Origin of the sequence: Microbacterium sp. ZOR0019, assembly GCF_000800925.1 — a bacterium.
Lineage (GTDB): Bacteria > Actinomycetota > Actinomycetes > Actinomycetales > Microbacteriaceae > Microbacterium > Microbacterium aurugineum.
On the sequence record NZ_JRKC01000009.1, the window covers coordinates 20,477 to 45,019 of the forward strand.

General features: G+C 68.0%; 23 protein-coding genes and 1 tRNA gene. 11 read left to right on the plus strand and 13 right to left on the minus strand.

Annotation, left to right across the window (positions count from 1 at the left end; translation table 11 throughout):
• Nucleotides 1-4: 4 nt before the first annotated feature.
• Together L978_RS02330 and L978_RS02335 are read right to left on the minus strand one after the other, a co-directional pair.
• On the minus strand, nt 5-190 hold the full coding sequence (locus L978_RS02330; RefSeq protein ID WP_047519896.1) for a hypothetical protein: 186 nt from the start codon (nt 188-190) through the stop codon (nt 5-7).
• A gap of 137 nt (nt 191-327) precedes the next feature.
• Nucleotides 328-400: transfer RNA gene (locus L978_RS02335), tRNA-Ala, on the minus strand.
• A 149-nt stretch (nt 401-549) separates the two neighbouring features.
• Between L978_RS02335 and L978_RS02340 the strand changes: the two genes are divergently transcribed.
• On the plus strand, nt 550-1,620 hold the full coding sequence (locus L978_RS02340) for an NAD(P)-binding domain-containing protein (RefSeq protein ID WP_047520113.1): 1,071 nt from the start codon (nt 550-552) through the stop codon (nt 1,618-1,620).
• Here the strand turns inward: L978_RS02340 and L978_RS02345 are convergent.
• Complete coding sequence (locus L978_RS02345; RefSeq protein WP_231554952.1) at nt 1,607-2,758, minus strand: DUF2804 domain-containing protein; 1,152 nt, start codon at nt 2,756-2,758, stop codon at nt 1,607-1,609. The genes L978_RS02340 and L978_RS02345 overlap by 14 nt on opposite strands.
• Here L978_RS02345 and L978_RS02350 point away from each other — a divergent pair.
• The gene (locus L978_RS02350) at nt 2,757-3,413 is read left to right on the plus strand and encodes an SDR family oxidoreductase (RefSeq protein ID WP_047519898.1); all 657 of its coding nucleotides are present in this window, start codon (nt 2,757-2,759) and stop codon (nt 3,411-3,413) included. The genes L978_RS02345 and L978_RS02350 overlap by 2 nt on opposite strands.
• 26 nt (nt 3,414-3,439) lie before the next feature.
• A complete protein-coding gene (locus tag L978_RS02355; protein ID WP_047519900.1) occupies nt 3,440-4,636 on the plus strand; it encodes a glycoside hydrolase family 3 N-terminal domain-containing protein in 1,197 nt (398 codons plus the stop codon).
• Nucleotides 4,637-4,643: 7 nt separating this feature from the next.
• On the opposite strand, the gene L978_RS02360 is transcribed toward L978_RS02355, so the two are convergent.
• Genes L978_RS02360 through L978_RS02370 form a run of 3 tightly spaced genes read right to left on the minus strand, consistent with a single transcriptional unit; the run spans nt 4,644 to nt 7,210 of the window.
• Nucleotides 4,644-5,507, minus strand: coding sequence for a hypothetical protein (locus L978_RS02360; protein ID WP_047519902.1), 864 nt, complete (start codon nt 5,505-5,507; stop codon nt 4,644-4,646).
• A gap of 1 nt (nt 5,508) precedes the next feature.
• Nucleotides 5,509-6,534: an App1 family protein gene (locus L978_RS02365; RefSeq protein WP_047519904.1), complete on the minus strand. Its 1,026-nt coding sequence runs from the start codon at nt 6,532-6,534 to the stop codon at nt 5,509-5,511.
• Nucleotides 6,535-6,538: 4 nt separating this feature from the next.
• Nucleotides 6,539-7,210: a DedA family protein gene (locus L978_RS02370; RefSeq protein WP_047519906.1), complete on the minus strand. Its 672-nt coding sequence runs from the start codon at nt 7,208-7,210 to the stop codon at nt 6,539-6,541.
• A gap of 41 nt (nt 7,211-7,251) precedes the next feature.
• On the opposite strand from L978_RS02370, the gene L978_RS02375 reads away from it, so the two are divergent.
• The 4 genes from L978_RS02375 (at nt 7,252) to L978_RS18675 (ending at nt 12,056) form a co-directional block, all read left to right on the plus strand.
• The gene (locus L978_RS02375; RefSeq protein ID WP_052193273.1) at nt 7,252-8,583 is read left to right on the plus strand and encodes an anthranilate synthase component I family protein; all 1,332 of its coding nucleotides are present in this window, start codon (nt 7,252-7,254) and stop codon (nt 8,581-8,583) included.
• A 34-nt stretch (nt 8,584-8,617) separates the two neighbouring features.
• A complete protein-coding gene (gene leuS, locus L978_RS02380; RefSeq protein WP_047520118.1) occupies nt 8,618-11,194 on the plus strand; it encodes a leucine--tRNA ligase in 2,577 nt (858 codons plus the stop codon).
• 95 nt (nt 11,195-11,289) lie between these two features.
• Nucleotides 11,290-11,895 (plus strand): helix-hairpin-helix domain-containing protein, encoded by a 606-nt coding sequence (locus tag L978_RS02385; RefSeq protein WP_052193274.1) that lies wholly within the window; start codon nt 11,290-11,292, stop codon nt 11,893-11,895.
• Nucleotides 11,892-12,056: a hypothetical protein gene (locus tag L978_RS18675; protein WP_156118209.1), complete on the plus strand. Its 165-nt coding sequence runs from the start codon at nt 11,892-11,894 to the stop codon at nt 12,054-12,056. Before L978_RS02385 ends, L978_RS18675 begins: the two co-directional genes overlap by 4 nt.
• A gap of 501 nt (nt 12,057-12,557) precedes the next feature.
• Here the strand turns inward: L978_RS18675 and L978_RS02390 are convergent.
• The 4 genes from L978_RS02390 to L978_RS02405 form a co-directional block, all read right to left on the minus strand.
• Nucleotides 12,558-12,899 carry a hypothetical protein gene (locus L978_RS02390; RefSeq protein WP_047519908.1) on the minus strand — a complete coding sequence of 114 codons (342 nt, stop codon included), beginning with the start codon at nt 12,897-12,899 and terminating at the stop codon, nt 12,558-12,560.
• Entirely contained in the window at nt 12,899-13,360 is a 462-nt protein-coding gene (locus L978_RS02395; RefSeq protein ID WP_047519910.1) for a hypothetical protein, read from the minus strand. Before L978_RS02395 ends, L978_RS02390 begins: the two co-directional genes overlap by 1 nt.
• A gap of 54 nt (nt 13,361-13,414) precedes the next feature.
• The gene (locus tag L978_RS02400) at nt 13,415-14,227 is read right to left on the minus strand and encodes a GIY-YIG nuclease family protein (protein ID WP_047519912.1); all 813 of its coding nucleotides are present in this window, start codon (nt 14,225-14,227) and stop codon (nt 13,415-13,417) included.
• A 115-nt stretch (nt 14,228-14,342) separates the two neighbouring features.
• On the minus strand, nt 14,343-14,879 hold the full coding sequence (locus L978_RS02405; RefSeq protein ID WP_047520122.1) for a DUF5067 domain-containing protein: 537 nt from the start codon (nt 14,877-14,879) through the stop codon (nt 14,343-14,345).
• A 786-nt stretch (nt 14,880-15,665) separates the two neighbouring features.
• Between L978_RS02405 and L978_RS02410 the strand changes: the two genes are divergently transcribed.
• Both L978_RS02410 and holA read left to right on the plus strand, forming a co-directional pair.
• Nucleotides 15,666-17,714, plus strand: a complete 2,049-nt coding sequence (locus L978_RS02410) for a ComEC/Rec2 family competence protein (protein ID WP_231554953.1) — start codon at nt 15,666-15,668, stop codon at nt 17,712-17,714.
• Between the two features lie 48 nt (nt 17,715-17,762).
• Complete coding sequence (gene holA / locus L978_RS02415; protein WP_047519916.1) at nt 17,763-18,800, plus strand: DNA polymerase III subunit delta; 1,038 nt, start codon at nt 17,763-17,765, stop codon at nt 18,798-18,800.
• A 99-nt stretch (nt 18,801-18,899) separates the two neighbouring features.
• Here the strand turns inward: holA and rpsT are convergent, their stop codons facing one another.
• Nucleotides 18,900-19,160, minus strand: coding sequence for a 30S ribosomal protein S20 (gene rpsT, locus L978_RS02420; RefSeq protein WP_047519918.1), 261 nt, complete (start codon nt 19,158-19,160; stop codon nt 18,900-18,902).
• A 222-nt stretch (nt 19,161-19,382) separates the two neighbouring features.
• Between rpsT and L978_RS02425 the strand changes: the two genes are divergently transcribed.
• Together L978_RS02425 and L978_RS02430 are read left to right on the plus strand one after the other, a co-directional pair.
• The gene (locus L978_RS02425; RefSeq protein WP_047519919.1) at nt 19,383-20,756 is read left to right on the plus strand and encodes a glycoside hydrolase family 1 protein; all 1,374 of its coding nucleotides are present in this window, start codon (nt 19,383-19,385) and stop codon (nt 20,754-20,756) included.
• Nucleotides 20,753-21,988 (plus strand): MFS transporter, encoded by a 1,236-nt coding sequence (locus tag L978_RS02430; protein WP_047519921.1) that lies wholly within the window; start codon nt 20,753-20,755, stop codon nt 21,986-21,988. The genes L978_RS02425 and L978_RS02430 overlap by 4 nt, the downstream gene beginning before the upstream one ends.
• Here L978_RS02430 and L978_RS02435 read toward each other — a convergent pair.
• Together L978_RS02435 and L978_RS02440 are read right to left on the minus strand one after the other, a co-directional pair.
• Nucleotides 21,983-22,714, minus strand: a complete 732-nt coding sequence (locus L978_RS02435; RefSeq protein WP_047519923.1) for an alpha/beta fold hydrolase — start codon at nt 22,712-22,714, stop codon at nt 21,983-21,985. The genes L978_RS02430 and L978_RS02435 overlap by 6 nt on opposite strands.
• 72 nt (nt 22,715-22,786) lie before the next feature.
• Nucleotides 22,787-24,496, minus strand: a complete 1,710-nt coding sequence (locus L978_RS02440; protein ID WP_047519925.1) for an ABC transporter family substrate-binding protein — start codon at nt 24,494-24,496, stop codon at nt 22,787-22,789.
• Nucleotides 24,497-24,543 lie beyond the last annotated feature (47 nt).

A 24,543-nucleotide genomic window follows, 5' to 3' on the forward strand; every position in this document is an offset into this window, starting at 1 on the left:
GGTTTCAGACCTCGGTGTCGTCGGCGTCGTCGGCTCCGGCGGCGACACGGTCGGCCTCGGCGCTGTCGATGAGCGCGTCATCCACGTCCGGGTCGAGGATGCGCTCACCGTCGACTTCCTGGGTGGGTGCTCCCTCGCGGTCCTCGTCGTCGGGGATCGGCGGAATCGGGGGAATGATCGGGTTCGACATGATCGCATCCTTTCGTCGAGATGTGTCGACGATACGACGGACCGTGCGCGGGCTGAACCGGGTTGACGGTCGTGAGGACGCGCGCTAGGACGGCTCCGCGAACGGAAGAAGCCCCCGGAGAACCGGGGGCTTTTCGGTGGACCTGAGGGGACTCGAACCCCTGACCCCCTGCATGCCATGCAGGTGCGCTACCAGCTGCGCCACAGGCCCAGACGCTGTTCCGAACCAGCCGGAGCAACTTGAAAAGAGTACTACACGAATCGACGCGAGCACCAATCCGAGTGAGCATCCCGGGCGCGTCCTCGTGCGCAGCAGGAGTGTGCAGGAACAAGCGCACCGACCGAGACGTTGAAGTGGGCGTGAGTATCCTCGACAGTCTGGTGATCGGCGCAGGGCAGGCCGGTCTCTCGGCAGCGTTCCACCTCTCGCGGCTCGGGATCTCGCACGTGGTGCTCGACGCCGACGAGCGGCCCGGCGGGGCGTGGCAGCACCGATGGGACGCGCTGACGATGCGTGACGTGCACGGTGTCGCGGAGCTTCCGGGAGACACTCCGCCGCCGCGTGACGGTGCACGCGCCAACGAGGCCGTGCCCGCCTACTTCGCCCGATACGAGAAGACCCATGCGCTTCCCGTGCTCCGCCCGGTGCACGTCGAGCGCGTGGAAGACCAGGATGGAGTGCTCGTCGTGCGAGCCCGGGAGGGGGAGTGGACGAGCCGCACGCTCGTGAATGCGACCGGTACCTGGTCGCACCCGTTCCTGCCGCACTTCCCCGGCATGGAGACGTTCGTCGGAGAGCAGCTGCACACCGTGGACTATCCGGGGCCGGAGCACTTCATCGGCAAACGCGTGCTCGTGGTGGGGGGAGGAGCGTCCGCCGTGCAGTTCCTCGGAGCGCTCGCGCCGATCACCGAGACCCTGTGGGTCACCCGCCGGGAGCCGGTCTGGCGGGACGACGACTTCACCCCTGAGGCGGGGGCCGCAGCGGTCGCCCTCGTCGAGCAGCGCGTCGCGGCCGGGCTTCCTCCGCAGAGTGTGGTCAGCGTCACCGGGCTCATGCTGCGCCCGCAGGAGCGCGAGGCCGAGCGTCTCGGAGCGTATGCCGACCGACGCCCCCTGTTCGAGCGCATCGAACCCGACGGTGTGCGCTGGGCGGACGGGAGTTTCGAGCGGGTCGACGTCATCCTGTGGGCCACGGGGTTCCGCCCCGCGATCACTCATCTGGCTCCTCTCCACCTGCGCAGTGCGGCCGGAGGTATCCAGCTCGACCGGAACGGGCGAGGCACGACCGCCGTCGTCGATCCCCGCGTGCAGCTGGTCGGCTACGGCCCCTCGGCGAGCACGATCGGTGCGAACCGTGCCGGTCGCTCGGCCGCGAAGGGTGTCCAGCGAGCACTGCGATCGTCGGACGCCCGCGTCACCAGCGGTTGAGCACCTCCTCGGCGAAGCCTTCGATGCCGTCGACGCGCACCCGCGTTCCCGTATCGTCCAGCGCCCACCCCGTCCAGACTCCGAACAACTGGTCTGTTCTGCTGGCGATGACGACCGCGTTGGTGCGGGAACGCTTGTCGTAGAACGGGGAGAACGTCAGATCGGCGGTTTCGCCGTGTACTCGCCACGGACGCAGGAAGTTCTCGGAGTCGTAGTCCCACACCAGCTCTTCGCTGATCTTCGACAGGTGGCCATCGACCACGAGGGCGTTCTCCGTCACCCCCGAGCCGTCCGTCCATTTCGAGCCGAGCTGCAACCCGACGACCCGCCCGTCGACGATGCCACTTCCGGCCGCCCAGTTCCAGTGCACGCGATACGGCCAGCGACCACGACCGTGGTCCAGCACCGCCCAACTACCGGTGGGCACCTCGTGTGCGATGTCATCGACCGTGACAGTTCCCGTCGTGGGCCGACCCACGTCTTTCACCGTGTACTGAAACCGCGCGGTGCGCTCTGACCGTCGCCACGGCACGACGACGCCGAGCGATTCGTGACCCACCGGACGCGCCGCGAACAGGTCGAACGACAGCCTCGGGGCGCTGCCCCGCAGACGCGTCCCGTCGACGGCGTCATCGATCTCGAGGGTGAGCCGACGGGTACGCGCCCTGGCAGGCCCCTCTCCGAGCGAGGAAGGCAGCGTCGCGCTGCGTCCGCCGGCGGAGATCACGGTGGATCCGACATCCTCGCCCGTCGCTCGATCCAGGACCCAGATTTCATGCAACGCCAAGTAGTCGACGCACGAGACCGTGAACGCGATGATGTGCGAGGGCGACATCACGTTCCAGTACTCCCAGCGCTTGTTGCGCCCCCAATGTCGGCGGCCGGGGATGCCGGATGTGTCGTGCAACGGTGTGCGCGACCAACCGAGGGCTTCCGGATTCAGTGCTCCGTGTGCAGTGGTGAGGGAGACGCGTCGGGTGATCTCACGCTCGATCAGCGGTGTGGGCATCGTCGTCCTGGTGTCCGGGAAGATGCCATTCGGGTCGGCACCTTTGCCCCGAGTGTAGAGGAACGGAAAGTCGCGGACGGCGATTCCGGACCGAGCCGACGTCAGCTCAGGCGCGTAGGGTGAGGGCATGTCACGCATCCTCGTGTTCGGCGGCCACGGCCGCATCGCCCTCCTGCTCGCTCCCTTGCTCGTCGAGCGAGGCGATGAGGTGACGGGGGTGATCCGAAACCCGGCCCATGTCGCCGACGTCGAAGCCGTCGGGGCGAAAGCACTGGTCGCCGATGTCGAGAGTATCGACGTCGAGGCACTCGCCGAGATCATCCGCGGTCACGACGCGGTCGTCTGGTCCGCCGGTGCCGGGGGCGGATCCCCGGAGCGCACGTACGCGGTCGATCGCGATGCCGCGAAACGCTCCATGAACGCGGCGGAGCGGGCCGGCGTGCGGCGCTATGTGATGGTCTCGTGGCTCGGGTCGACGGCGGACCACGGCGTTCCCGAGGACGACTCCTTCTTCCCCTACGCCGATGCCAAGTGGGCTGCGGACGAACACCTGCGCGCGAGCGGGCTCGAGGGCACGATCCTCGCACCGGGCGCGCTCACCTTCGACGAACCGACCTCACGGATCCAGATCGACCCCACGGGGCGGGGTGCGGTGTCTCGGGCCGATGTGGCGGCCGTCATCGCCGCATCGCTGCACGGGCCGTGCACGATCGGGCGGACGATCCGCTTCGGCAACGGCGATCCGGCGTCGGCGGTGCCCATCGCCGAAGCGCTCGGCTGCTGACACGGCGGCGCCGCGGAGAAGTCACCATGTCCCGACCCCGCCGATGGGCCGCCGGTGCCCTCGTCATCGTCGCGACCACGGTTCTCTGCGTCTCACCGGCGGCTGCGGCGTCGAGCGCTGTGCCGACGACGACTCCGACCGTCGCCGCAACGGCGGCCGAGCCCGGTGACTCGACCGCCCATGCGACCGCGCTCGTGCGAGGGATGTCGGTGGCGGAGCAGGCGTCCACCGTGGTCATGGGGCATGTGGCAGGGACGGATCCGGCGATGCTCCGTTCGTACATGGAGTCCGGCCTCGGCGGGTTCATCCTCATGGGTGCCAACATTCCGGCGACCGAGGGCGAACTGCAGAGTCTGACGACCGCCCTGACGGTGGATCCAGAGCTCCCACCGCTGATCGCGGTCGATCAGGAAGGCGGCATCGTGTCGCGCCTGCACGGTGATGACTACCCGGCGTCCTCGTCGTTGAAGCACCTCCCGGTCGCCGAGACGACCTCGGCGTTCACCGCCCGCGGTTCGCTGGTCGGGCGCGCGGGGATCACGGTGAACTTCGGAACGGTCGCCGACGTCACCGCAGATCCCGGGACCTTCATCTACGGCCGTGCCCTCGGCACCGACCCGGCGAGCGCCGCCGACCGGGTGTCCGCCGCGACCACCGCCCAGGAGCAGTTCGTCGCCTCCACCCTCAAACACTTCCCCGGACACGGTGCGGCGCCCGGCGACTCGCATCACGTGATCCCGAGCACGACGATGGGCCTCGACCAGTGGCGCGAGACCGAGGCGGTGCCCTTCGCAGCGGGGATCGACGCCGGGGCATCCCTCCTGATGTACGGCCACCTCGCCTACACGGCCGTCGACGCATCGCCGGCGTCTCTTTCCGCGAAGTGGCATGAGATCGCCAGGGAGGAGCTCGGCTTCGACGGGGTCGCGGTGACGGATGATCTCGGAATGCTGTTGTCATCCGGCGATCCCGCCTATGCGGATCCGGTCGCGAACGGAGTGGCCGCGATCGCGGCGGGAAACGACCTCGTGCTGATGATCGCCGGTTCCGATGCGAGTACGGCGGGCGCGATGGCGGCGGGCATCGCCACGGCGGTGGAGAAGGGCACCCTGCCGGCGGAGCGGCTCGAAGAGGCAGCGACGCGCGTCGTCGCACTCCGACTGGAGCTCGCTGCGGCCGCGGCGCCGTGGACGGTCTGCGACGATTGCACGCCGGTGGGCTGACCGGTGCTCAGGCGGCCTCGCGTGCTCCGTCGCCGAGCCAGGCGTTCAGCAACGCCGCGCGGAGGGCGGCGCCACGGTCCGCGAAGATCCGCTGCCTGCGCACATACTCTGCTTTTCCCTCGGGTGTCTCGATGGGCACGGGAACCACATCCCACGCGGAGAGATCGTACGGTGCCGCCTGCATGTCGAGGAGTCGGATGTCGCGCGCGAGTTCGAACGAATCCAGGAGCAGTTCGCCGGGGATCAGGGGACCGAGCTTCGTCGCCCACTTGTACAGGTCCATGCCCGCGTGCAGGCAGCCGGGCTGCTCGAACAGAGGCTGCTCGTCGCGGCTCAACGAGGTGCGATTTCGGGGGACCGCTTCGGGGGTGAAGAAGCGGAAGGCGTCGAAATGGGTGCAGCGGAGGTCGTGATTCTCGACCACGGCATCCGTCCCGGCCTGCCCCAGTCGCAGCGGAACCGCGTGGCGGTGCTCCTCGGCGCGATACACCATCGCCCACTCGTGCAGACCGAAGCAGCCGAACTGCCCGGGACGCGATGCCGTGCGGCGGAGCATCTTCTCGATGAGAGCCGCCAGCTCCGCCTTCTCCTGGCCGAAAGCGAAGGCATCGGGCACAGCGCTCCCTGCAGACCGTCCGGGGGAGTACCAGCGCCAGTCGAGGCGGTCGACGGCGTCGGCCAGCTCGACACCCGCTCCGGGATGCCAGCGACGCAGCTGTGCGGGCTTGTAGGAGTAGTACTTGAACAGGAAGTCCCAGACCGGGTGCTTCTCGGCCCTGGTCGCACGATCTCGGTGGGCAGCGGTCAGGGCATCCGCGCGGTCGCGATGTGCCTCTTCACGGAGTAGCCAGTCCTGGCGGGCGAGGGACATGTCAGTGCAGGATGCCGGCCTCGCCGAGCAGATCGCGCAGCCCGGCGCCGTCTTCGGCGCTCACCCAGGGGGCGACGTCTTCGGAATGGGGCTCGCGGCCGGCCCGGCCGCCGGCCAGGACCGCCTCGGCGGGAAGAAGGCGACGGATGGCCACCCCGGCGACGGAATCGGGATGCTCGTCCATGAACTGGGAGTAGATGGCTTCGTCGTGCTGTCCGTCGTCTCCGATCAGGAGCCACTTGACGTCGGGGAACTCCGTCGCGAGACGTCGCAGGTTGGTGAGCTTGTGCTCGCGCCCGCTGCGGAACCAGCGCTCGTGCGTGGGTCCCCAGTCGGTGAGGAGCATGGAACCCGCGGGGAAGAGATGGCGTCCGAGGAAGCGCCACAGCGTGGGGGCGACGTTCCACGCGCCGGTCGAGAGGTACACCATCGGGGCGCCCGGGTGCTGTCGCAGCAGCTGGTCGAGCAGCACGGCCATCCCCGGCACGGGGAGGCGCGCGTGCTCGTCGAGCACGAAGGAGTTCCAGAAAGCGATGAAGGGACGAGGCAGCGCCGTCACCATCACGGTGTCGTCGACATCGGACACGACGCCGAACCGGGTGCCATCGGCGACGACGAAAGCTCGTGCTTCCACGGGCTCCTGTCCCTCCACGGAGAACGTGAACGTCTGCCAACCCGGCTCCAGGTCCACGTGGACCGTCGAGTCGACCACCCCGCCGCGGTCAGCGACGACCTGGTGCGTAGAGTCGCCGATCTGCACGGTCACTGCGGCGAAACCCACCGGGATGCCGACGAAGCTGCGCCAGCCGCGGACACTCGCCGGCTCCCCGTCGCGTGTGCGGCGCTGCGGGGGGACGATCAGCACGCGGCCTACGACACGCACCCAGCCGGGACCCCCGTATCCGGGGAACGGGAGGATCGTCGCGACGCGGCCACGACGGCGCGCGCGACCTTCACGCCAGACATGCAGGCGGTGTTCGAGTCGGGCGAACCAGTGGATCCGGGGCGCCGGGGGAGCGGATGCCATTGCCTCAGTCTTTCACGTCGGCGTCGGCCTCTGTCTCCGGAGCCTTCAGGTGACGGGCCTCAGCCCGCTGCAGCAGCTTCTTGCCGAGGTAGATCAGCAGGAGGAACACGGCGATCACACCGACGAAGATGTACCCCGCGAAGTGCACGCGGTCGACGAGTTCCCGGAAGCTGCCCGCCGCGAGGGAGGTGACGCTCACGTAGGCGGTCGCCCAGAGGACGCACGCGGGTGCCGTCCAGGCGAGGAACTTGCGGTACGGGTATTCGCTCATGCCGACGGTCAGGGGCACCAGGGAATGCAGGACGGGCAGGAAGCGCGAGAGGAAGATCGCGATGCCGCCGCGGCGTTCGAGGTAGTTCTCGGCGCGCACCCAGTTGTGCTCGCCGATCCGTCGTCCCAGCCAGGACACACGGATGTGGGGTCCCAGCCAGCGCCCGAGCCAGAATCCGATGCTCTCGCCGATCAAGGCGCCGATCACGACCGCGACGCCCATCGCGATGCCCTCCAGGGGAGTCGCCACCCCCATCGAGGCGATGATCACGATCGTGTCACCGGGAACGATGAGCCCGATCAGGATGCTCGTCTCGAGCATGACAGCGAGTCCGGCGATCAGGGTGCGAGCGACCGGATCGACCGACTGCACGGTGTCGAGGAGCCAGATCAGGAGGTCGTCCACCCCATGAGGATACGGGAGCAGCCCGGTCCTAGGCTGGAAAGGTGCTCGAACCGCTGACTGCTCATCCGCTTCCCACCTGGGTGGAGCCGTCACCCGTGTTTCGGATGATCGAGGCGCGGGGCATCGACGTCTTCTGGCTGGATGCGGGCGCGCGGGCGACGGAAGGCTGGAGCTTCATCGGGACGGGGAGGCGTTCGAGCCTGCCGCGGGACGTGCCTCTCGACGCCCCTTCGACCGACCCGTCGTGGCCGCCGTTCACCGGGGGGTGGGTGGGCTGGCTCGACTACGAGAGCGGAGCATCGGCGTCCGGCGCGCCGGTCGCACAGCCGGAGGAGACGCCAGGAGGGTCTTGGTTGCTCGTCACGCATGTCGTCGCCTTCGATCATGCACGCCGTCGCACTTGGGTGCTCTCCTCCGCAGATGACCTCGAGGTCTGGACGGACGAGGTCCACGCAGCGACGGAAGCCGCTGAGCGTCCCGGCAGTGAGGAATCCTTTGCGGGCGCGGCCGCGGCCCCACGTGTTGCGGAGCCCAGGCACACCCCACACGAATACCTCGCACTCATCGAACGCTGCCGTGACTTCATCCGCGCAGGCATCGCCTACCAGCTGTGCCTGACCACACGCTTCACCGTTCCCGGCATCCATGACCCGGTCGCCGTGTACGACCGCCTCCGAGGAACGACCCCCGCCCACCACGGCGGTTTCGTGCGCATCGGCGACCACACGCTGCTGAGCGCCAGTCCGGAACAGTTCCTCCACGCCGAAGGGGGAGTGATCCGGACGCGCCCCATCAAGGGAACGAGGCCCCGGAGCGCCGATCCCCTCGAAGACGCCGCGCTCGCCGCAGAACTCGCCGGCGACCGCAAGGAGCGTGCGGAGAACGTCATGATCGTCGACCTCATGCGCAACGACCTGTCGCGGGTGTGCGTGCCGGGGACGATCCGCGTGGAAGGGCTCTGGGTGGTCGAGAGCTATCCCGCCGTGCACCAGCTGGTGAGCACCGTGAGCGGAACGGCAGAGCCGGGGGCCACGGTCGGCGCCCTTCTCGACGCGACCTTCCCCGCCGGCAGTATGACGGGAGCGCCCAAGCTCTCGGCGATGACCAGGCTGCATGAGCTCGAAGGCGGCGCGCGGGGAGTGTACGCGGGGTGCTTCGGCTACATCGGCGCGGACGGGGTGCTCGACCTCGCCATGGTCATCCGCAGCATCCTCCTCGACGGGGAGAAGGCGGTGGTCGGTGCGGGCGGCGGAATCACCTGGGGTTCGGTCGCCGCTGCCGAGGTCGCCGAGGTGGCGATCAAGGCGCGGGCGCCGCTCGCCGCCCTCGGTGCGGAAACGCCTGCGTCCTGGCGTTCCGATATCCTGAACTGATCCCGCTTTTCCCTTCAGATTGGTCGTGCGTTCGTTGTCTGAGAACCTGTCCACCGCCCCTGCCGACGACGAGGCCCCGTCGGCGCACGCCATCCAGAACAAGTGGCAGAAGTACTGGGCGGAGAACGGCACGTTCCTCACGGGCGGCGACGACGACACCCGGCCGCGCCGGTACGTGCTCGCGATGTTCCCGTACCCGTCCGGCGACCTGCACATGGGCCACGCGGAGAACTACCTCTACTCCGACATCGTGGCGCGCTTCTGGCGCCACCGCGGGCACAACGTCCTGAATCCGATCGGCTGGGACTCGTTCGGGTTGCCCGCGGAGAACGCTGCGATCCGTCAGGGAGCCGACCCTCGGGACTGGACCTATCAGAACATCGCGCAGCAGAAGGTGGGCTTCGAGGCGTACGGCGTCTCGTTCGACTGGAGCCGCGTGCTGCACACCTCCGACCCCGAGTACTACCGCTGGAACCAGTGGCTGTTCTTGAAGCTGTACGAGCGCGGGCTGGCGTATCGCAAGAAGAGTCCGGTCAACTGGTGCCCGAACGACCAGACGGTGCTGGCGAACGAGCAGGTCGTCGACGGACGCTGTGATCGCTGTGGCGCCGAGGTGGTCAAGAAGAAGCTCACGCAGTGGTACTTCCGGATCACCGACTACGCCGACCGTCTGCTCGACGACCTGAACCAGCTCGAGGGATTCTGGCCGCACAAGGTGCTGCAGATGCAGCGCAACTGGATCGGTCGCTCGGTGGGTGCCGACGTCGACTTCCTGATCGAGGGTCGCGAGGAGCCGGTCACGGTGTTCTCGACGCGCCCCGACACGCTGCACGGCGCGACGTTCTTCGTGGTCGCACCCGACTCCGACCTGGCATCCGAGCTCGCCGCCGGTGCCTCCGAGGATGTGCGTGAGCGCTTCCAGACGTACCTGGAGCAGGTGCAGAAGGAGACCGACATCGATCGGCAGTCCACGGACCGCCCGAAGACCGGTGTGTTCCTCGAGCGCTACGCGATCAACCCGGTCAACGGCGAGAAGCTGCCGGTGTGGGCAGCGGACTACGTGCTGGCCGACTACGGACACGGGGCGGTCATGGCTGTCCCGGCACACGATCAGCGCGACCTGGACTTCGCCCGCGCGTTCGACCTGCCCGTCAAGGTCGTCGTCGACACGACCGCTCCCGTCACGGGGGCGATGCCCGTGATCGAGGTCGACGAAGACGGCGTGCCGGTCGACACCGGTGCCGCGCTCGAGGAGCAGAGCCCCGCGGCCACCGGTATCGCTCTCACGGGCGAGGGCCGCATGATCAACTCGGGCGCTCTGAACGGTCTGTCCAAGCGCAACGCCATCGCGCGGGCGATCGAGCAGCTGGAGGCATCGGGCACCGGCCGTGCCGCCAAGAACTACCGTCTGCGTGACTGGCTGATCTCGCGTCAGCGGTTCTGGGGCACACCGATCCCGATGCTGCATGCCGAGGACGGGAGCATCATCCCGGTTCCCGAGGACAAGCTCCCCGTGAAGCTGCCGAGCGTCGAGGGGCTCGACCTCAAGCCCAAGGGGACCTCGCCGCTGGGCGGTGCCGAGAGCTGGGTCCGTACGACCGACCCGCGGACGGGCGACCCGGTGCTGCGCGACCCCGACACGATGGACACGTTCGTGGACAGCTCGTGGTACTTCCTGCGCTTCCTCTCGCCGAACAGCGACACCGTGGCGTTCGATCCCGCGCAGGCGGCCCGCTGGGCGCCGGTCGACTCCTACATCGGCGGCGTCGAGCACGCGATCCTGCACCTGCTGTACGCGCGCTTCATCACGAAGGTGCTCTTCGACATGGGGCTGATCGACTTCACCGAGCCCTTCTCGAACCTGATCAACCAGGGCATGGTGCTGCTCGACGGGCAGAAGATGTCCAAGAGCAAGGGCAACCTGGTGCTCTTCCAGGAGGAGCTCGACGCCCACGGCGCCGACGCCCTGCGTGTCGGGTTGGCGTTCGCCGGGCCCGTGGAAGACGACAAGGACTGGGCCGACGTCTCGACGACCGGCGCTCAGAAGTTCCTGGCCCGCGCGATGCGCGTCGCCGGCGAGGTGTCGAGCCCCGTCGACGTGGTCTTCGACGGCGGTGACGCCGCTCTCCGCCGCGCCACGCACAAGTTGCTCTCGGAGGCACCGGCACTCGTCGAGCAGACGAAGTTCAACGTCCTGGTCGCGCGCCTCATGGAGCTCGTGAACATCACCCGCAAGACGATCGATGGCGCCGCCGGTGCAGGGGATCCTGCCGTGCGCGAGGCGGCGGAGACGATCGCCGTGATGCTCGACCTGATCGCGCCGCACACCGCGGAGGAGATGTGGGAGATGCTCGGCCACGAGCCTTCCGTCGGCCTCGTGACGTGGCGCTCCGCCGACCCGGCGCTTCTGGTCGAGGACACGGTCACGGCCGTCGTGCAGGTCGGGGGCAAGGTGCGTGCGCAGCTCGAGGTTCCGGCGCGGATCGGCGAGTCCGAGCTCGAGGTGCTGGCCCGTGCGGACGAGCGTGTGATCCGTTCCATCGGAGACCGCGAGATCGTGAAGGTCGTCGTGAGGGCACCCAAGATCGTCAGCTTCGTCGTCAAGGGCTGATCGCCTCTTCTCCACGGTGGACGCCCGGGACGGGTTGTCCACCGTGGATGTTTCGGGACGCTCGTGGGTTCCGCGCCCTCGCCTAGCTTGGCCGGATGGCATCCCCGCAGGCACCGTCTCCTCCGCCGCTCCGGCATCGGCTGCGGCTGAGCCTCGGCGCGGCCGTGGTGCTGGGACTCGTTGTCCTATCGGCGGCTGTCGGATTGGGTATCCTCCGCGGGCAGACGCCGCCCACCGAGTCCGTGTCGCTCACAGACGACGATGAGGCGAGGGCGGGGTCCACCGGAGAGCTCTACGTCCACGTGCTCGGCGCGGTGGCGGCTCCCGGTCTCTACGTGCTCGATCCGGACGCGCGACTCGTCGACGCCCTGGCGGCCGCGGGCGGGACCACGGACGTCGCCGACCTCGCGGCGGTCAATCTTGCGCGGCTGCTCGAAGACGGAGAGCAGATCATCGTGCCGACGGTCGGCGCCGCTGCTGCCGAGTCGGGAGCCGCCCCGCCCGGCGACGACCGTATCGATCTCAACAACGCCGACCAGGCGGCGCTGGAGACTCTCCCGCGCATCGGTCCGGCACTCGCGGCACGGATCATCGCCTGGCGGGAAGAGAACGGTCGCTTCCGTTCCGTGGACGATCTGCTCGCCGTCCCCGGCATCGGGGAGAAGCTTCTTGCCGGCATTCGCGATGGCGCACGGGTGTGAGGCGTCGTGACCTGCGGCTGCTGCCTCTCGCCGTCGCGGTCTGGGCGGTGGCGCTGCTGTGCGTGCTGCTCCCCGCGGCGGCGTGGGGGTGCGCGGCCCTCTGCGGAACCGGGGCGGTGGGTGTCGTGGCGCATCTTCTCCACCGCCGCGTGATCCCGTAAGCGCTCAGTCGGCCGTGACCTGGACGGTGAATCCCTCCAGGTCACGGCCGGCGTCCAACTCGAATGTTCGAGGAGAGCTATCGGCAGTGCACGCCCCCTGGGCGTTCGGAATGCTCGTGCTAAGCATCACGACCCGTTCGCCTTCGTCGATTTCCGTGATGACAGGCACAACAGGGCACGATCCTGATCCGACTGTCGTGACGACCAGCGCATCCCGATCGACCCAGGCTTGGATTTCTGAACCCGGCGGCCCATCGACGGTCAACGGCAGACCTGTCGCGGTTGGCTCGCCCGCATATCCCGGCGGCTCCGGTACGGAGCAGCCTGAGACGGAGAGTGCAGCTACCGCTATGACGAGCGCTCCGGCGAGCCGCGCAAGTGGTTGTCCGACATTCATACCCGTGACCTCACATCGGTGTGTCGTTTCCGTCAAGGGTAGAGGTCGCGACTCTCGCCGGTGTCGCCGGTTCTTCCAGCGGACCCAGGTATCACCGACCGGCTTCACTTCGTCTGGTTCGGGTGAGCGGTGTGGACCTGCTCGAGGTAGACGGTCTGCCCGTCGACGTAGAACCAGATCCGGGCATCACCCTGCCGGGTCGGCTTGTGCTGCCAGCGCGTGTGGTCCTTGCCGCGGTGTGTGACGACGCCGAGCTCACCCTTGAGCGGGTAGTTGCTCGGCGTCTGTTCCGTCGGCGTCCGGGTGAGAAAGTCCCACGAGTCCGTCAACGGGCCGAGGATCGTGGCACGCAGGTCACGCCACCCCTTCTGGGCGCCGACCGAGGCGAACACGATCGAGTACTCGGACTTCTTCGTCGGACGCGGGACTGCGACGTCCTTCGGCACTAGCTCGGGCGCTCCACCGACAGGACCTCATCGAGCCACTCGGCGGGCGTCGCGGAGAGGCCGGCGGCGATCGCCGTTGCCGTCTCACGCCACGACGTCAGCTCGGCGACGGCGAGGTGGGCCTGGCCGGTCGAGAACGACGCTCGGGCGGCGTCGACGAGATCCTGTGCGCAGGCTGCCTGATCGGCGGCACTGAGCGCGTGCATCCACTCGAACTTGCGCGTCATGCGCGAGGCGAGAGTGCCGTCGTCGTCGAGCGTGACGGTGATGAGGTCAGCGGCGAACTGCAGCAGCAGAGCGCGAGCGTCCACCTCGCCCTGGGACATGAGCACGAGAGGCTCGCCGTCGCGGCGGGTGATCTGGACGGGGTGGTTTTCTGCTTCGGCGAACACGTCCGCGGAGTGCTTGCTCAGATCCGACGAGCGTCGCGTCGTCGTGCGGACATCGTTGAGGAGAGACATGTCACGAGTCTATTCGGAACGTGTTCGGAAGTCTAGTGATGGTCGTCCCCAGTCTCAGCCTCGGTTGAGTCCGTGGGTGATACTGTCCAGCGCCCGCTTGAAGTGACTCTCAGCGGCGTTGATATCCCGAAGTGGCGTTGAGGGATCGAAGACCCGCAGTAGCGAGTATCGGAAGGTCGACGGATCTCGCTCTTTCAGTGCGACGTTGCCTCCGTGCCCGTTGGCGGCATAGGTGCGCCAGCGCTGCAGGATGTTCTCGGCCCCGTCGGCCTTGCCCACGTAGTGGCGACCGTCGCGGGTGTCAGTAATCAGATAGATGCCGACAACCGACGAGAGCGCTGTCTGCCAGGCGGCGTAGCGACGCTCCTTGACGACCGCCTTCAGCACGTCATACGAGACGACCAGTTGATCGAATCCCGGGAATCGCGGAGGCTGAGCATCGGCGACCTCGAGCACCGGGTACGTCGCGGCGGTCGGGCCGTAGACGCGCCAGACTCGTCCTGCCTTCCAGCTGATCACGAGTCGGCTGAGCAGGTCATGGAGGTGATCGGTCTCGACGAGGTCGAATTCACGGAGCTCACCGTCGTTCGAGAGCTCTCCCCGGTTCTCGACGACGCGCCAGAGGCGCCCACGATCGCCGCCTTCCGGCATGAGCACGATCCAGAATCGCGGCGGGGTGACGGGGAAGATCTGCGACTTCGCCGACTGGCGGCGTGTGTACGCGAGGATGTCGTCGTCCGTCGAGCCTGCGTGGACGCCAGCAAGGCGGCTCGACGCCGGCTCGGCGTTGTAGGCGTGCCTGATCACCAGTACGTCCTGGATGAACAGCGACTCCGAGTCGAGGATCGTTCCGAGCGTCAACGGCATGGGACTGAGACTATCGACCAGGAGGCCGAGAGGCGTCGGCAAAGGTGATCCGCTCGAGAACCCGAGGCTTCGGCAGAAACGGCCCCCAGCGGTTCGCCAGGGGCCGTTCGAGTCGTCACTGCAGGGTGAACGTCGCGCGCCCGAACTCGGTCATGCCGAGGTCGTCGGAGGCGACCAGCTCGACGGGGGTGGTCTCGTCGTCCAGCTCGTAGGCGACGGCGTTGGCGACCGTGCCGCCGTTCTTGATGTCCTGAAGCTGCGAGTCGAGGAACTGAGCGTCCGGGAGGGAGGCGACGTCGAGTTCGTTCACGGCGTTCGGGTCGTTGTCCTGAATCGCCGTGAAGGTGCCGATCCAGGCGGTCGTCGGATCGATCGCGTCGTCGGAGGTGTTCGTGACCTCGTACCAGAACGCGATGACGGGCTTCTCGCCGTACTCGTTGCCGGGCTGGCCGACCGCGATCTTCTTCGTGTCGGTGATGGTGACCGTGTACTCGGGCAGGGTCAGCACGTTGTCGGCGAACGATGCATCGCTGCTCGCGTCCTCGACGGTGGCCGTATCCTCGGAGACAGCAGTGGTCGTCTCCGGCTTCGGCTCGGTGGCCGGAGCCGAGCATCCGCTGAGCAGCAGGGCGACGACCCCAAGAGCGAGCACGGCAGAGTTCTTCTTCGATAGGCGCATGAGCGCTGACGACAGGTCAGCGAATCTCAAGCTAGCCGCTCACAGGCGTCGCAAAGTCCTGGAGCGAACTCCAGGCAGCGATCGTTATCAGCACGTCATCGTCCGCGGTGTGGATCCGGTGTCGATCGGGCCACTCGGCGATCTACCCCAGCTGGTGAGGTTGCTGAGATCGGGCGTGATGAACGGGGCGGTGACAACTAATGGTCGTAGCCGGAGGTGCGAGGGAGCGAGAAGATTCGTGTAATCGTCGCCAGGTGGCCGGCCAAAGGCTCCGCAATTCTTCGACTTCAGCGCTAGCCGTGTCTACCGTTCCGGTGCTTTTTCTCGGCCTCAGGGCAGGAGGGATGATCTCTCTCTGCACCGGCGGCGATTCGTATCGGTTGTCCGCCGCTGCCGGTCTTGCCGTGACGCGTGGTCGCTGCACGTTCGTAGCGTGGCGGGGTGTCGCAGCCAGAGTTCCGCACGGAGGACCGTCGATCGCGTGTGAAACCCCGTGATCTGCGGCTGGTGCCGTTGGCCGCAGTGGTATGGGCGGGTGCCCTGCTGTGCGTCTTCTTCCCGATGTCGGCGTGGTGGACGGTGGGCGGCTGTGCCGCTGGCACGGTCATCCTCATGCTCGGGATACGTCGTGGAATAGTCCGACGACTTCCGGGCGGCGGAGGTCTTGCTGTACTGGTTCTCGCCGCTCTTGCAGCCACGGGCCTTTCTGTGGCCCTCATCCTCCCCACACGCGAGCGAGTCGCCGAATGGTCGGGGAGCATGGCAGAAGTCACGGGGACGGTGACCTCGTCGGCATCGATCGGCCAAGATGGGCGACTGTGGTTTGACGCGCAGACGATGACCATCGGTACTCGCGGTCGTCCGACGATGTTGTCTGCACCGGTGCGCATCGGCATCGAACCGCGCGACGGGTTCGAACTCGGTGCACGGATCCGCGTCGTGGGGGAGGCGTCCGCGACGGACGCGGGGGAGCGCGCCACCCTGGTCGTCTTCGCGAGCGAGGCGGAGGTGGTCGAGCCAGCGGGTGGCGTGTTCGCTGCTGCGGCGACCCTCAAGCACGTCTTCGTCGCCCGGTCGTTGCGTCTGCCCGAACCCGGTGCCGGTCTGCTGCCGGGGCTCGCGGTGGGCGACACCAGGGCGGTCACCCCGGAGCTGAACGACGACATGCGCACGAGTGGACTCAGCCACCTGACGGCGGTGAGTGGGGCGAACTGCGCGATCGTCGTCGTCGCGCTCTTCTGGCTGACGGCGTTGTGCGGAGGAGGGCGCGCATTGCGCGTCGTGCTCTCCCTCGTGGGCTTGGCCGGGTTCGTCGTCTTGGTCACTCCGGAGCCGAGCGTCATCCGTGCAGCGGTCATGGCGGCCATCGGGATGCTCACCGTGCTGCTCGGGCGTCCGAGTGCGGGCGCGGGCATGCTCTCCCTGTGCACCGTGGGCATACTCCTCGCCGATCCGTGGCTCGCGACGTCACCGGGGTTCGCACTCTCCGTGGCAGCATCCGGGGCGTTGATACTGCTCGCCCCGCCTCTTGCCCGGGGGCTGGCGACGGTCATGCCCGACACGGTGGCACTGGCGATCGCGGTCCCGCTCGCCGCGCAACTGGCATGCGGGCCGATCATCGCCTTGTTCGCAGAGCAGCAATCGCTGATCGGGGTCGCTGCGAATCTCCTCGCCGCTCCGGCGGCACCGATCGCCACGGTGATCGGTCTGCTGGCGTGTCTTGCTGCGCCGTTGCCGTTCCTCGCTGATCTGCTGACAGCGGCGTCCTGGCTTCCCGCCGCCTGGATCGCGACGACCGCCACGACGACGGCACGACTGCCGAACGCGCAGCTGCTGCTTCCGGCGGGGATCGGCAGCGCGGCATTGGTGGCACTCGTCAGCGTGTGCGTGTCGGTCGTCCTCCTCCGATCCGCTGATGTTCCGCGCCGGCCGTCCACCGTGCGTGCGATGGTGTTCCTGCGGCGCGGCGCGGCGGCGGTCCTCATCATCGTGTCGTCGCTCGCCGGTGCCCGCATTCTCCTCGACGGTCCGCTCGCGACCGTGGCGTCGCCGGAGGGATGGTCCGTCGCCGCGTGCGACGTCGGTCAAGGAGATGCGCTGATCGTCCGGTCCGGCGACCGCGTCGCACTGATCGACACCGGGCCGGCGCCGGAACCGCTGGAAGCGTGTCTGCGGTCTCTCGGGGTGGAGCGGATCGACCTCCTCGTCCTGACACATTTCGACCTCGACCACGTCGGCGGGACCACCGCCGTCGTCGGTCGGGTGGACGCGGTGCTGCACGGACCCGTCACTGAGGATTCCGAGCGGCGCCTCCTCGCCGTGCTCCTCGACGGGGGTGCACGTGTCGACGAGGCGTGGGCAGGACAGCGGGGCGAACTCGGGGAGGCGACGTGGCGTGTCCTCTGGCCCCGGAGAGGGTCTCCCGTGTTTCCCTCAGGGAATGACGCCAGCGTGGTGATGGAGTTCGACGGGGGAGGAGTGCCGCGATCCCTGTTCCTCGGAGACCTCGCTGCGGCCTCCCAGCGCCTGCTGATGCGTGCGGCAGACCTCGGCGGGTACGACGTGGTCAAGGTGGCCCATCACGGCAGCGCGGATCAGGACCCCGGCCTGTACGAGGCGCTTCGGGCCCGGGTGGCGTTGTTCAGCGTCGGTGCGGACAACGACTACGGTCATCCGCGTGTCGAGACTCTCGACCTACTGACAGCGACCGGGGCGCAGGATCTGCGCACGGACCAGCAGGGGAGGATCCTGCTCGGTGTGCACGGCGACGAACTGCAGGTGTGGACGGAGCGTGCAGGTGAGGAGTGAGGAGAATGCCAGCCGAGCAGTGTCGGTGAGCGCCGGTAGGCTGGACCCATGGCAGCTTCGCGTACCCCCTCTCGCAGTGGTGCGAAGCCCACCAAGATCCCGCAGGTGTCGTGGCGCGAACCGCACCCCGCGCCGATCGTGCTCGTGTCGGGGCCGGAAGAGGTGTGCGCAGAGCGTGCGATCGCCGGCGTGCGCGACTACCTGCGCGCGGAAGATCCTGCACTCGAAGTCAGTGACGTGCGGGCCGACGACTACGCCCCGGGCACACTGCTGTCCCTCACTTCTCCCTCGCTGTTCGGAGAACCGCGACTGGTGCGCGTCTCGGGTGTCGAGAAGTGCTCCGACGCCTTCATCCAGGAAGCCGTGTCGTACCTCGACAACCCCCAGGAGGGGGCGACGGTCATCCTTCGCCACACGGGCGCCAGCGTGCGTGGCAAGAAGCTGCTCGACGCTCTTCGCGCCGGTACCGGCGGAGGCATCGAGATCGCCTGCCCGGCGGTCAAGCGCGACAGCGACCGAGTGGACTTCGCCGCCGGAGAGTTCCGGGCGGCCAAGAAGCGCATCGCGCCGGCAGCCCTGCGTGCGCTCGTCTCCGCGTTCGCGGACGACCTGACCGAACTGGCGGCGGCCTGCCAGCAGCTCATCGGCGACGTCGAGGGAGACATCTCGGAAGAGATCGTCACGAAGTACTACGGCGGTCGCGTCGAGGTCTCGGCGTTCGTCGTCGCGGATACGGCCATCGCCGGCCGCTACGGCGAAGCGCTCGTCGCGCTCCGGCACGCGCTGTCGTCCGGCGCCGACCCGGTGCCGATGGTCGCCGCCTTCGCGATGAAGCTCCGGACGATGGCGCGCGTGGCAGGCAACCGCGAGCCCAGCCGACAGCTCGCGCAGCGCCTGGTGATGAAGGACTGGCAGGTCGATCGCGCCCGCCGTGACCTGGCCGGCTGGAACGAGCGCTCTCTCGGGATGGCCATCCAGGCGACCGCGCGAGCCGACGGTGAGGTCAAGGGAGCGGCCCGCGACCCGATCTTCGCCCTGGAGCGCATGGTCACCGTGATCGCCACGCGCCAGCCCTTCGGCGAGTAACCGTCCCCCGCTTTCTCGATCCCGCGGGGGCCTCAAACCCGAGGGGACGAAGAAGGCCCGCCCCGATGAACGGGACGGGCCTTCCGGAGAAGCTTCGGCTCAGAGGGAAGCGACCTGCTTGGCGAGCGACGACTTGCGGTTCGACGCCTGGTTCTTGTGCAGGACACCCTTGCTGACGGCCTTGTCGAGCTTGACGGAAGCCTTCTTCAGGCCGGCCTCGGCTGCTGCCTTGTCGCCGGCGGTGACTGCCGTGCGGGTGGAGCGGATGAGGGTCTTGAGCTCGCTCTTCACGGCCTTGTTGCGCTCGTGTGCCTTCGCGTTGGTCTTGTTGCGCTTGATCTGCGACTTGATGTTTGCCACGTGTGGACGCTTTCTGTACAGGAGTGTTCGGAATGCCGGCAGCAGAAGAGGGCTGCTGCACAGCGGTCGTGAGGGAAGAACCCACACGCAAGCCAAGAGTCGAGTCTACCAGCAGACGGGGCGCTCGCGCGAAACGGCGAGCAGAATGCGAAACTCGGTCGCGCAATCGATGGTACCGGGTGCAGAATCATCACTGTCCCGACATCGATGTCAAGGAGCCCCATGATCCCTGCACGTGATCGTCCGTCTGTGCCCGTCGGGCTCCGTTGGTCCGCAGCGACCTCGGCCTTCCAGATCGAGGGGTCCCGTCCCACGGGGTCGACCGGGCGCTCCATCTGGGACGACTTCCTCGAACGGCCGGGCGCGATCATCGACGGGTCGACGGCGGACCCTGCATGTGACAGCTACCGGCGACCGGAGTCCGACGTGGCCCTCGCCGCGGGGCTGGGCCTCGACCGTTACCGGTTCTCCATCCCGTGGGCACGCGTGCAACCCGGAGGTCGGGGCTCGGGGGACCGCCCGGCGCTCGACCATTACTCCCGGCTGGTCGACCGCTTGCTCGACGCGGGGGTCGCACCGTTCCCGACCCTGTTCCACTGGGAGATGCCCAGCGAGGTCGAGGCCGACGGTGGCTGGCTCGAGCGCGACACGGCCGAGCGCTTCGCCGACTACGCGGCCATCGTCGCCGCCCGTCTCGGTGATCGGGTCGAGCAGTGGTACACGCTCAACGAGCCGGCGATGACGACGTTGCAGGGCTACGCGGTCGGCGCGCTCGCGCCCGGGAAGGAACTGCTCTTCGGAGCCCTGCCCACCGCCCACCATCAGCTCCTCGCGCACGCCCGTGCGGCTGCGGTGCTGCACGCCCACGGCGCCGCCTCCGTCGGCCACGTGAACAATCACACCTGGGTCCTCCCGCTCCGTGACACCGCCGAGGACCACCAGGCGGCCGCCGTGTACGACGTGATCCACAACCGCGTGTTCAGCGAACCGCTCCTCGCCGGCCGCTATCCGGATCTCGAGGCACTCGGGCTGCCACCGCTGCCCGTGCGCGACGGCGATCTGGAGGAGATCGCACGGTCGATCGACTTCTACGGCATCAACTTCTACAACCCCACGACGGTCACCGCTGCGGCGGAGGGAAGCCCGATACCGTTCGACATCGTGCCGACCCCCGGCGTCCCCGTCACCGGCTTCGGACCCGAGTGGCCCATCATGCCCGGTGCCCTGCGCGATCTGCTGATCGACCTGCACACGCGGCATCCGCATCTCCCGCCCGTGATCATCGGAGAGAACGGGGCGTCCTTCCCGGAGCCCGAGCGGGCTGCACTCGTGGACGACACCGATCGCATCGACTATCTCTCAGGTCACATCGCGGCGGTCGGCGAGGCGATCGACGCCGGGGTGCCCGTCGAGGAGTACACGGTGTGGTCGCTCCTGGACAACTGGGAGTGGGCCGACGGGTACACCCAACGGTTCGGATTGGTGCACGTGGATTTCGAGACGGGCGAGCGCACACCCAAAGCGTCGTACGAGTGGTATCGCGACCTCATCGCGCGGTCGCGGGCGGCATCCATCGCCGCGGAGGAGGCGCGGTGACCGGCGTCTCCGGCACCCGCACGGTCAAGGCGGGCGCACGATGGATGTCGGTGTTCACGCTGGCGTGGCTCGCGATCTGGACGGTGCAGCTCACTCCCGTGCAACTGCTGCTTCCTCTGCAGCTCGACACCCCCGAAGACGACTGGATCCGTGGCGTGGTATCTTCGGGGCTCGTCCTCGGGATCGGGGGACTCGCCGGTATCGTCGCGGGTCCCGCCGCCGGGGCGCTCTCCGATCGTGCGGCCGCGGGACGCCACCGCCGACGCCCCTGGGCCCTCGGGGGCGTTCTGCTCACCGCCGTGTGTCTCATCCTCACCGGTTTCGCCGAGGGACCCTGGGCCGTGGGCGCGGGCTGGGTGGGCGTATCGATCGGCGTCGCCGTCTCCTCCGCAGCTTTCACGGCGCTCATCGCCGACCAGCTGCCCTCGACGCAGCGCGGTGCGGCGTCCGCAGCGGTGGGATCGAGTCAGGCGGTGGGCATCGTGCTCGGTGTCGGACTGGTGGTACTGCTCGGGCTCGACGTCCGCGCCGGCTATCTGCTGCTCGCCGCGGTGATCGCCGTCATCGGCACCGGTGCGGCCCTGCTGCTGCCCGACCCGCCGAGTACCGAGGCGCTGCGGCCGAAACCTGGCGGACGCCGACCGCTCGCCTCCCTCCGCGACCGCGACTTCGCCTGGATGCTCTCGGGACGCCTCGTGACGAACGTCGGCAATGCTCTCGGCACCGCGCTGTTCCTCTTCTTCCTCCTGCATGGTCTCGGTCAGCCGACCGTTGCCGCTCAGGACAATCTCCTGCTGCTGATCGTGGTGTACACCGTGTTCGTCGTGCTCGCTTCCGTGGTCACCGGCATCGTGTCGGACCGGACAGGGAACAGGCGCACGCTCACCGTCGCCGCAACCGTCGTCCAGGCTGCCTCGGGCGTGGCGATCGCTCTGGTGCCTACGTTCGAGATGACCATGGTGGCCGCGGCTCTCATGGGATTGGGGTACGGAGCCTTCTCGACGGTCGGTCTCGCGTTCGCGGCCGACCTGCTCCCTGACGCACAGGATCACGCCAGGGATCTCGGGATCGTCAACGTCACCGCAGCCCTGGGACAGCTGATCGGACCGGTGCTCGGTGCGGCACTGGTCGCTCTCGTCGGCGGCTTCTGGCTCGTCTTCGTCGCTGCTGCCGTGCTGTCGCTGGTGGGAGGACTGCTCACCGCGTTCGCGCGCCAGCCGTCGCGCTCATGAGCCGGGCTGCTCCTCTTCCACCGTCGCGATGGCCAGCTGCAGCACGGCATTGAAGACCCGTGGCCGCATCGCCGTGACCAGGTGCGTCGTGCGGGGCACGATGAGGAGCTCCGCATGCGGCGCGAGACGTCGGAACAAGGACTCGTTCAGACGCAGCTGGTCGTACTGCCCGTTCACGAACCAGAGCGGGACCGCGATCCGGGGGACCGCGGCGGCGATGTCCAGCGCGGCGAGGCTGCGCAGCGCCGTGTCCTGCATGTCCAGTGCATATCCACCGGCGGCGAAGTCGGATCTGGTCTCCGTGGGGATGGTGGCCTCGAGGACGCGACCGGTCAGCCACATACCGCGATCGGGCAGCGAGTCGACAGCCCGGGCGAAGAGGCGATAGGCGCGGAGTCCCGCACCGTGGGGGAGCGAGGTGCACGACGCCGCGACGAGCGCGGCCACCGGCGGTCGCTGTGCCCCGCCGACGTAGGCGAGACACAGCAGCCCACCCATCGAATGCCCCACGAGCACGACGGGGCCCTTCTCCGCTGCCGCACGTACGGTGGCATCGATCGTGTGGAGCGCCTCGTGCAGCGTGAAGTCCTCGTCCATGCGGCTCCCGTGCCCGGGGAGATCGACCGCGGTCGACGCATACTCCTGCTCGTCGAGATACGTGGTCTGTGCGCGCCACATCGTCGCGGACGTGCGGATGCCGTGCACGAAGACGATCTGGGTGCTCACGCGAACAGCATAAGGAAAGCGGGGCCGGTGGATGAACCACCGACCCCGCTTCGACGCGAACGTCAGAGGGTGTTACTTCTCCCAGCCGACGTTCTCGACGGGCTGGATGCCGAACAGGTCGAGACCCACGTAGGGCTCCGGCGTCAGGTTGGCGAGGCCTTCCTGGACCGTGTAGATCTGCGGGCCGTTGTACAGCGGGATCAGGCCCCAGCGCTTGTAGATCTCGGGCTCGAGCTCCATCGCGGCTGCGGTCTGAGCCTCGGGGTCGGACTGCGACTCGACCTTGTCCTTGATCTCGGCGTCGAGTTCGGCGTCACCGACACCCGACAGGTTGAGACCCGAGTCCGAGCAGTACAGCTGGCAGAACCAGGCGGCACCGAACGGGTCGGACGAGGTGAAGCGGAGACCGGAGACGTCCCAGTTCTTCGAGGTGTAGTCCGAGGAGAACTGGCTGGCGGGACGGACCTCGACCTGGACGTCGATGCCGACCTCCTTCTCCTGCGCCTGCAGCGACTGTGCGAGAGCCTTCGAGGTGGCCGTGTCGTTCCAGATGGGGTAGACCACCGAGAGCTTCACGCCGTCCTTCTCACGGATGCCGTCCGAACCCTCAGTCCAGCCGGCCTCGTCGAGCAGCTTCTTGGCGCCCTCGACATCGAACTCCCAGCCTGCGGCCTTCATCGAGTCGGTGTAGCCGGGCTGGAACGAGAACAGGGTCAGCGAGCCGGCCGGGTCCTCTTCGTAGCCGAGGCCGTTCCACGCGATCTGCTTCTGCTGGTCGATGTTGATGGCCTTGAAGAACGCCTCGCGGACCTTGACGTCCTCGAACTGCGGCTTGGAGGAGTCGACCTGCAGGATCGTGTTGGCCGTCTGCTGCGCGCGGTAGACCTTGGCGCCGTCGACGTCCTTGACCTGGTCGATGAGCTCCTGGGAGCCCGTCTCCACCATGTCGACCTCGCCGTTCTTGAAGGCGTTGACGCCGGCCTGGCCGTCCATACCCGTCATGGTGACCTTGTCGAGCAGCGGAGCGTCGCCCCACCACTCGGGGTTCGGCTTGAACGAGATGTAGCCCTTGGTCGCGTCATACTCGTCGACCGTGTAGGGACCGGCGCCCCACTCCGGGTGCGGGTTCTCGATCATCGCTTCGTTGAAGGTGTCCGGGTCTGCGAGTGCCGGGTGGATGACGCCACCGTTGAAGGGCATCTGCGGCCAGGCGAACTCGCCCTTGAAGGTGACGATCGCCGTCTTGGCGGTGTCGCCCTGCTCGACGGACTCGATGTCCTTGTAGCCGTCGGTGGCGTTCGGGTTGAAGCCCTCGTCGTAGGAGCGGTTGGCCTTCCACGTGGCGTCGATGGCGGTCCAGTCCATGTCCGTGCCATCGTTCCAGTGGGCCTCGTCGGTGAACGTGAAGGTCAGGACCGTCTTGCCATCCTTGACTTCGTTCTTCCACTCGTCGAGGTAGTTGTCGTTCTTGTACTGCGTGCCGTCCGGCTCCATCAGGATCAGCTGTGGCGTGTACCACGCGGCGATGCGTGCGGTGTCGGCGCTGCCGTCACTGTTGAAGGCGTTCAGCTGCGGCGGCACCTCACGGATCGCGAAGTTGACCTCGCCACCCTCCTGGAGGTTCTCGCGAGGCTGCGGGTTGTAGTCCGCCATCTCGACGTCGGTCTTCTCGCCGTTGTCGCCATTGTCGCCACTGCCGCTGTTGCCGGCAGCGCACCCGCTGAGCGCGAGTGCGAAAGCGCCGGTGAGTGCCAGCGCTCCCATCAGCTTGTACTGCTTCATGGTGCTCCTTTCGCCTTTCGGCGTGTCATAAGGGGAGAATAGTTCGC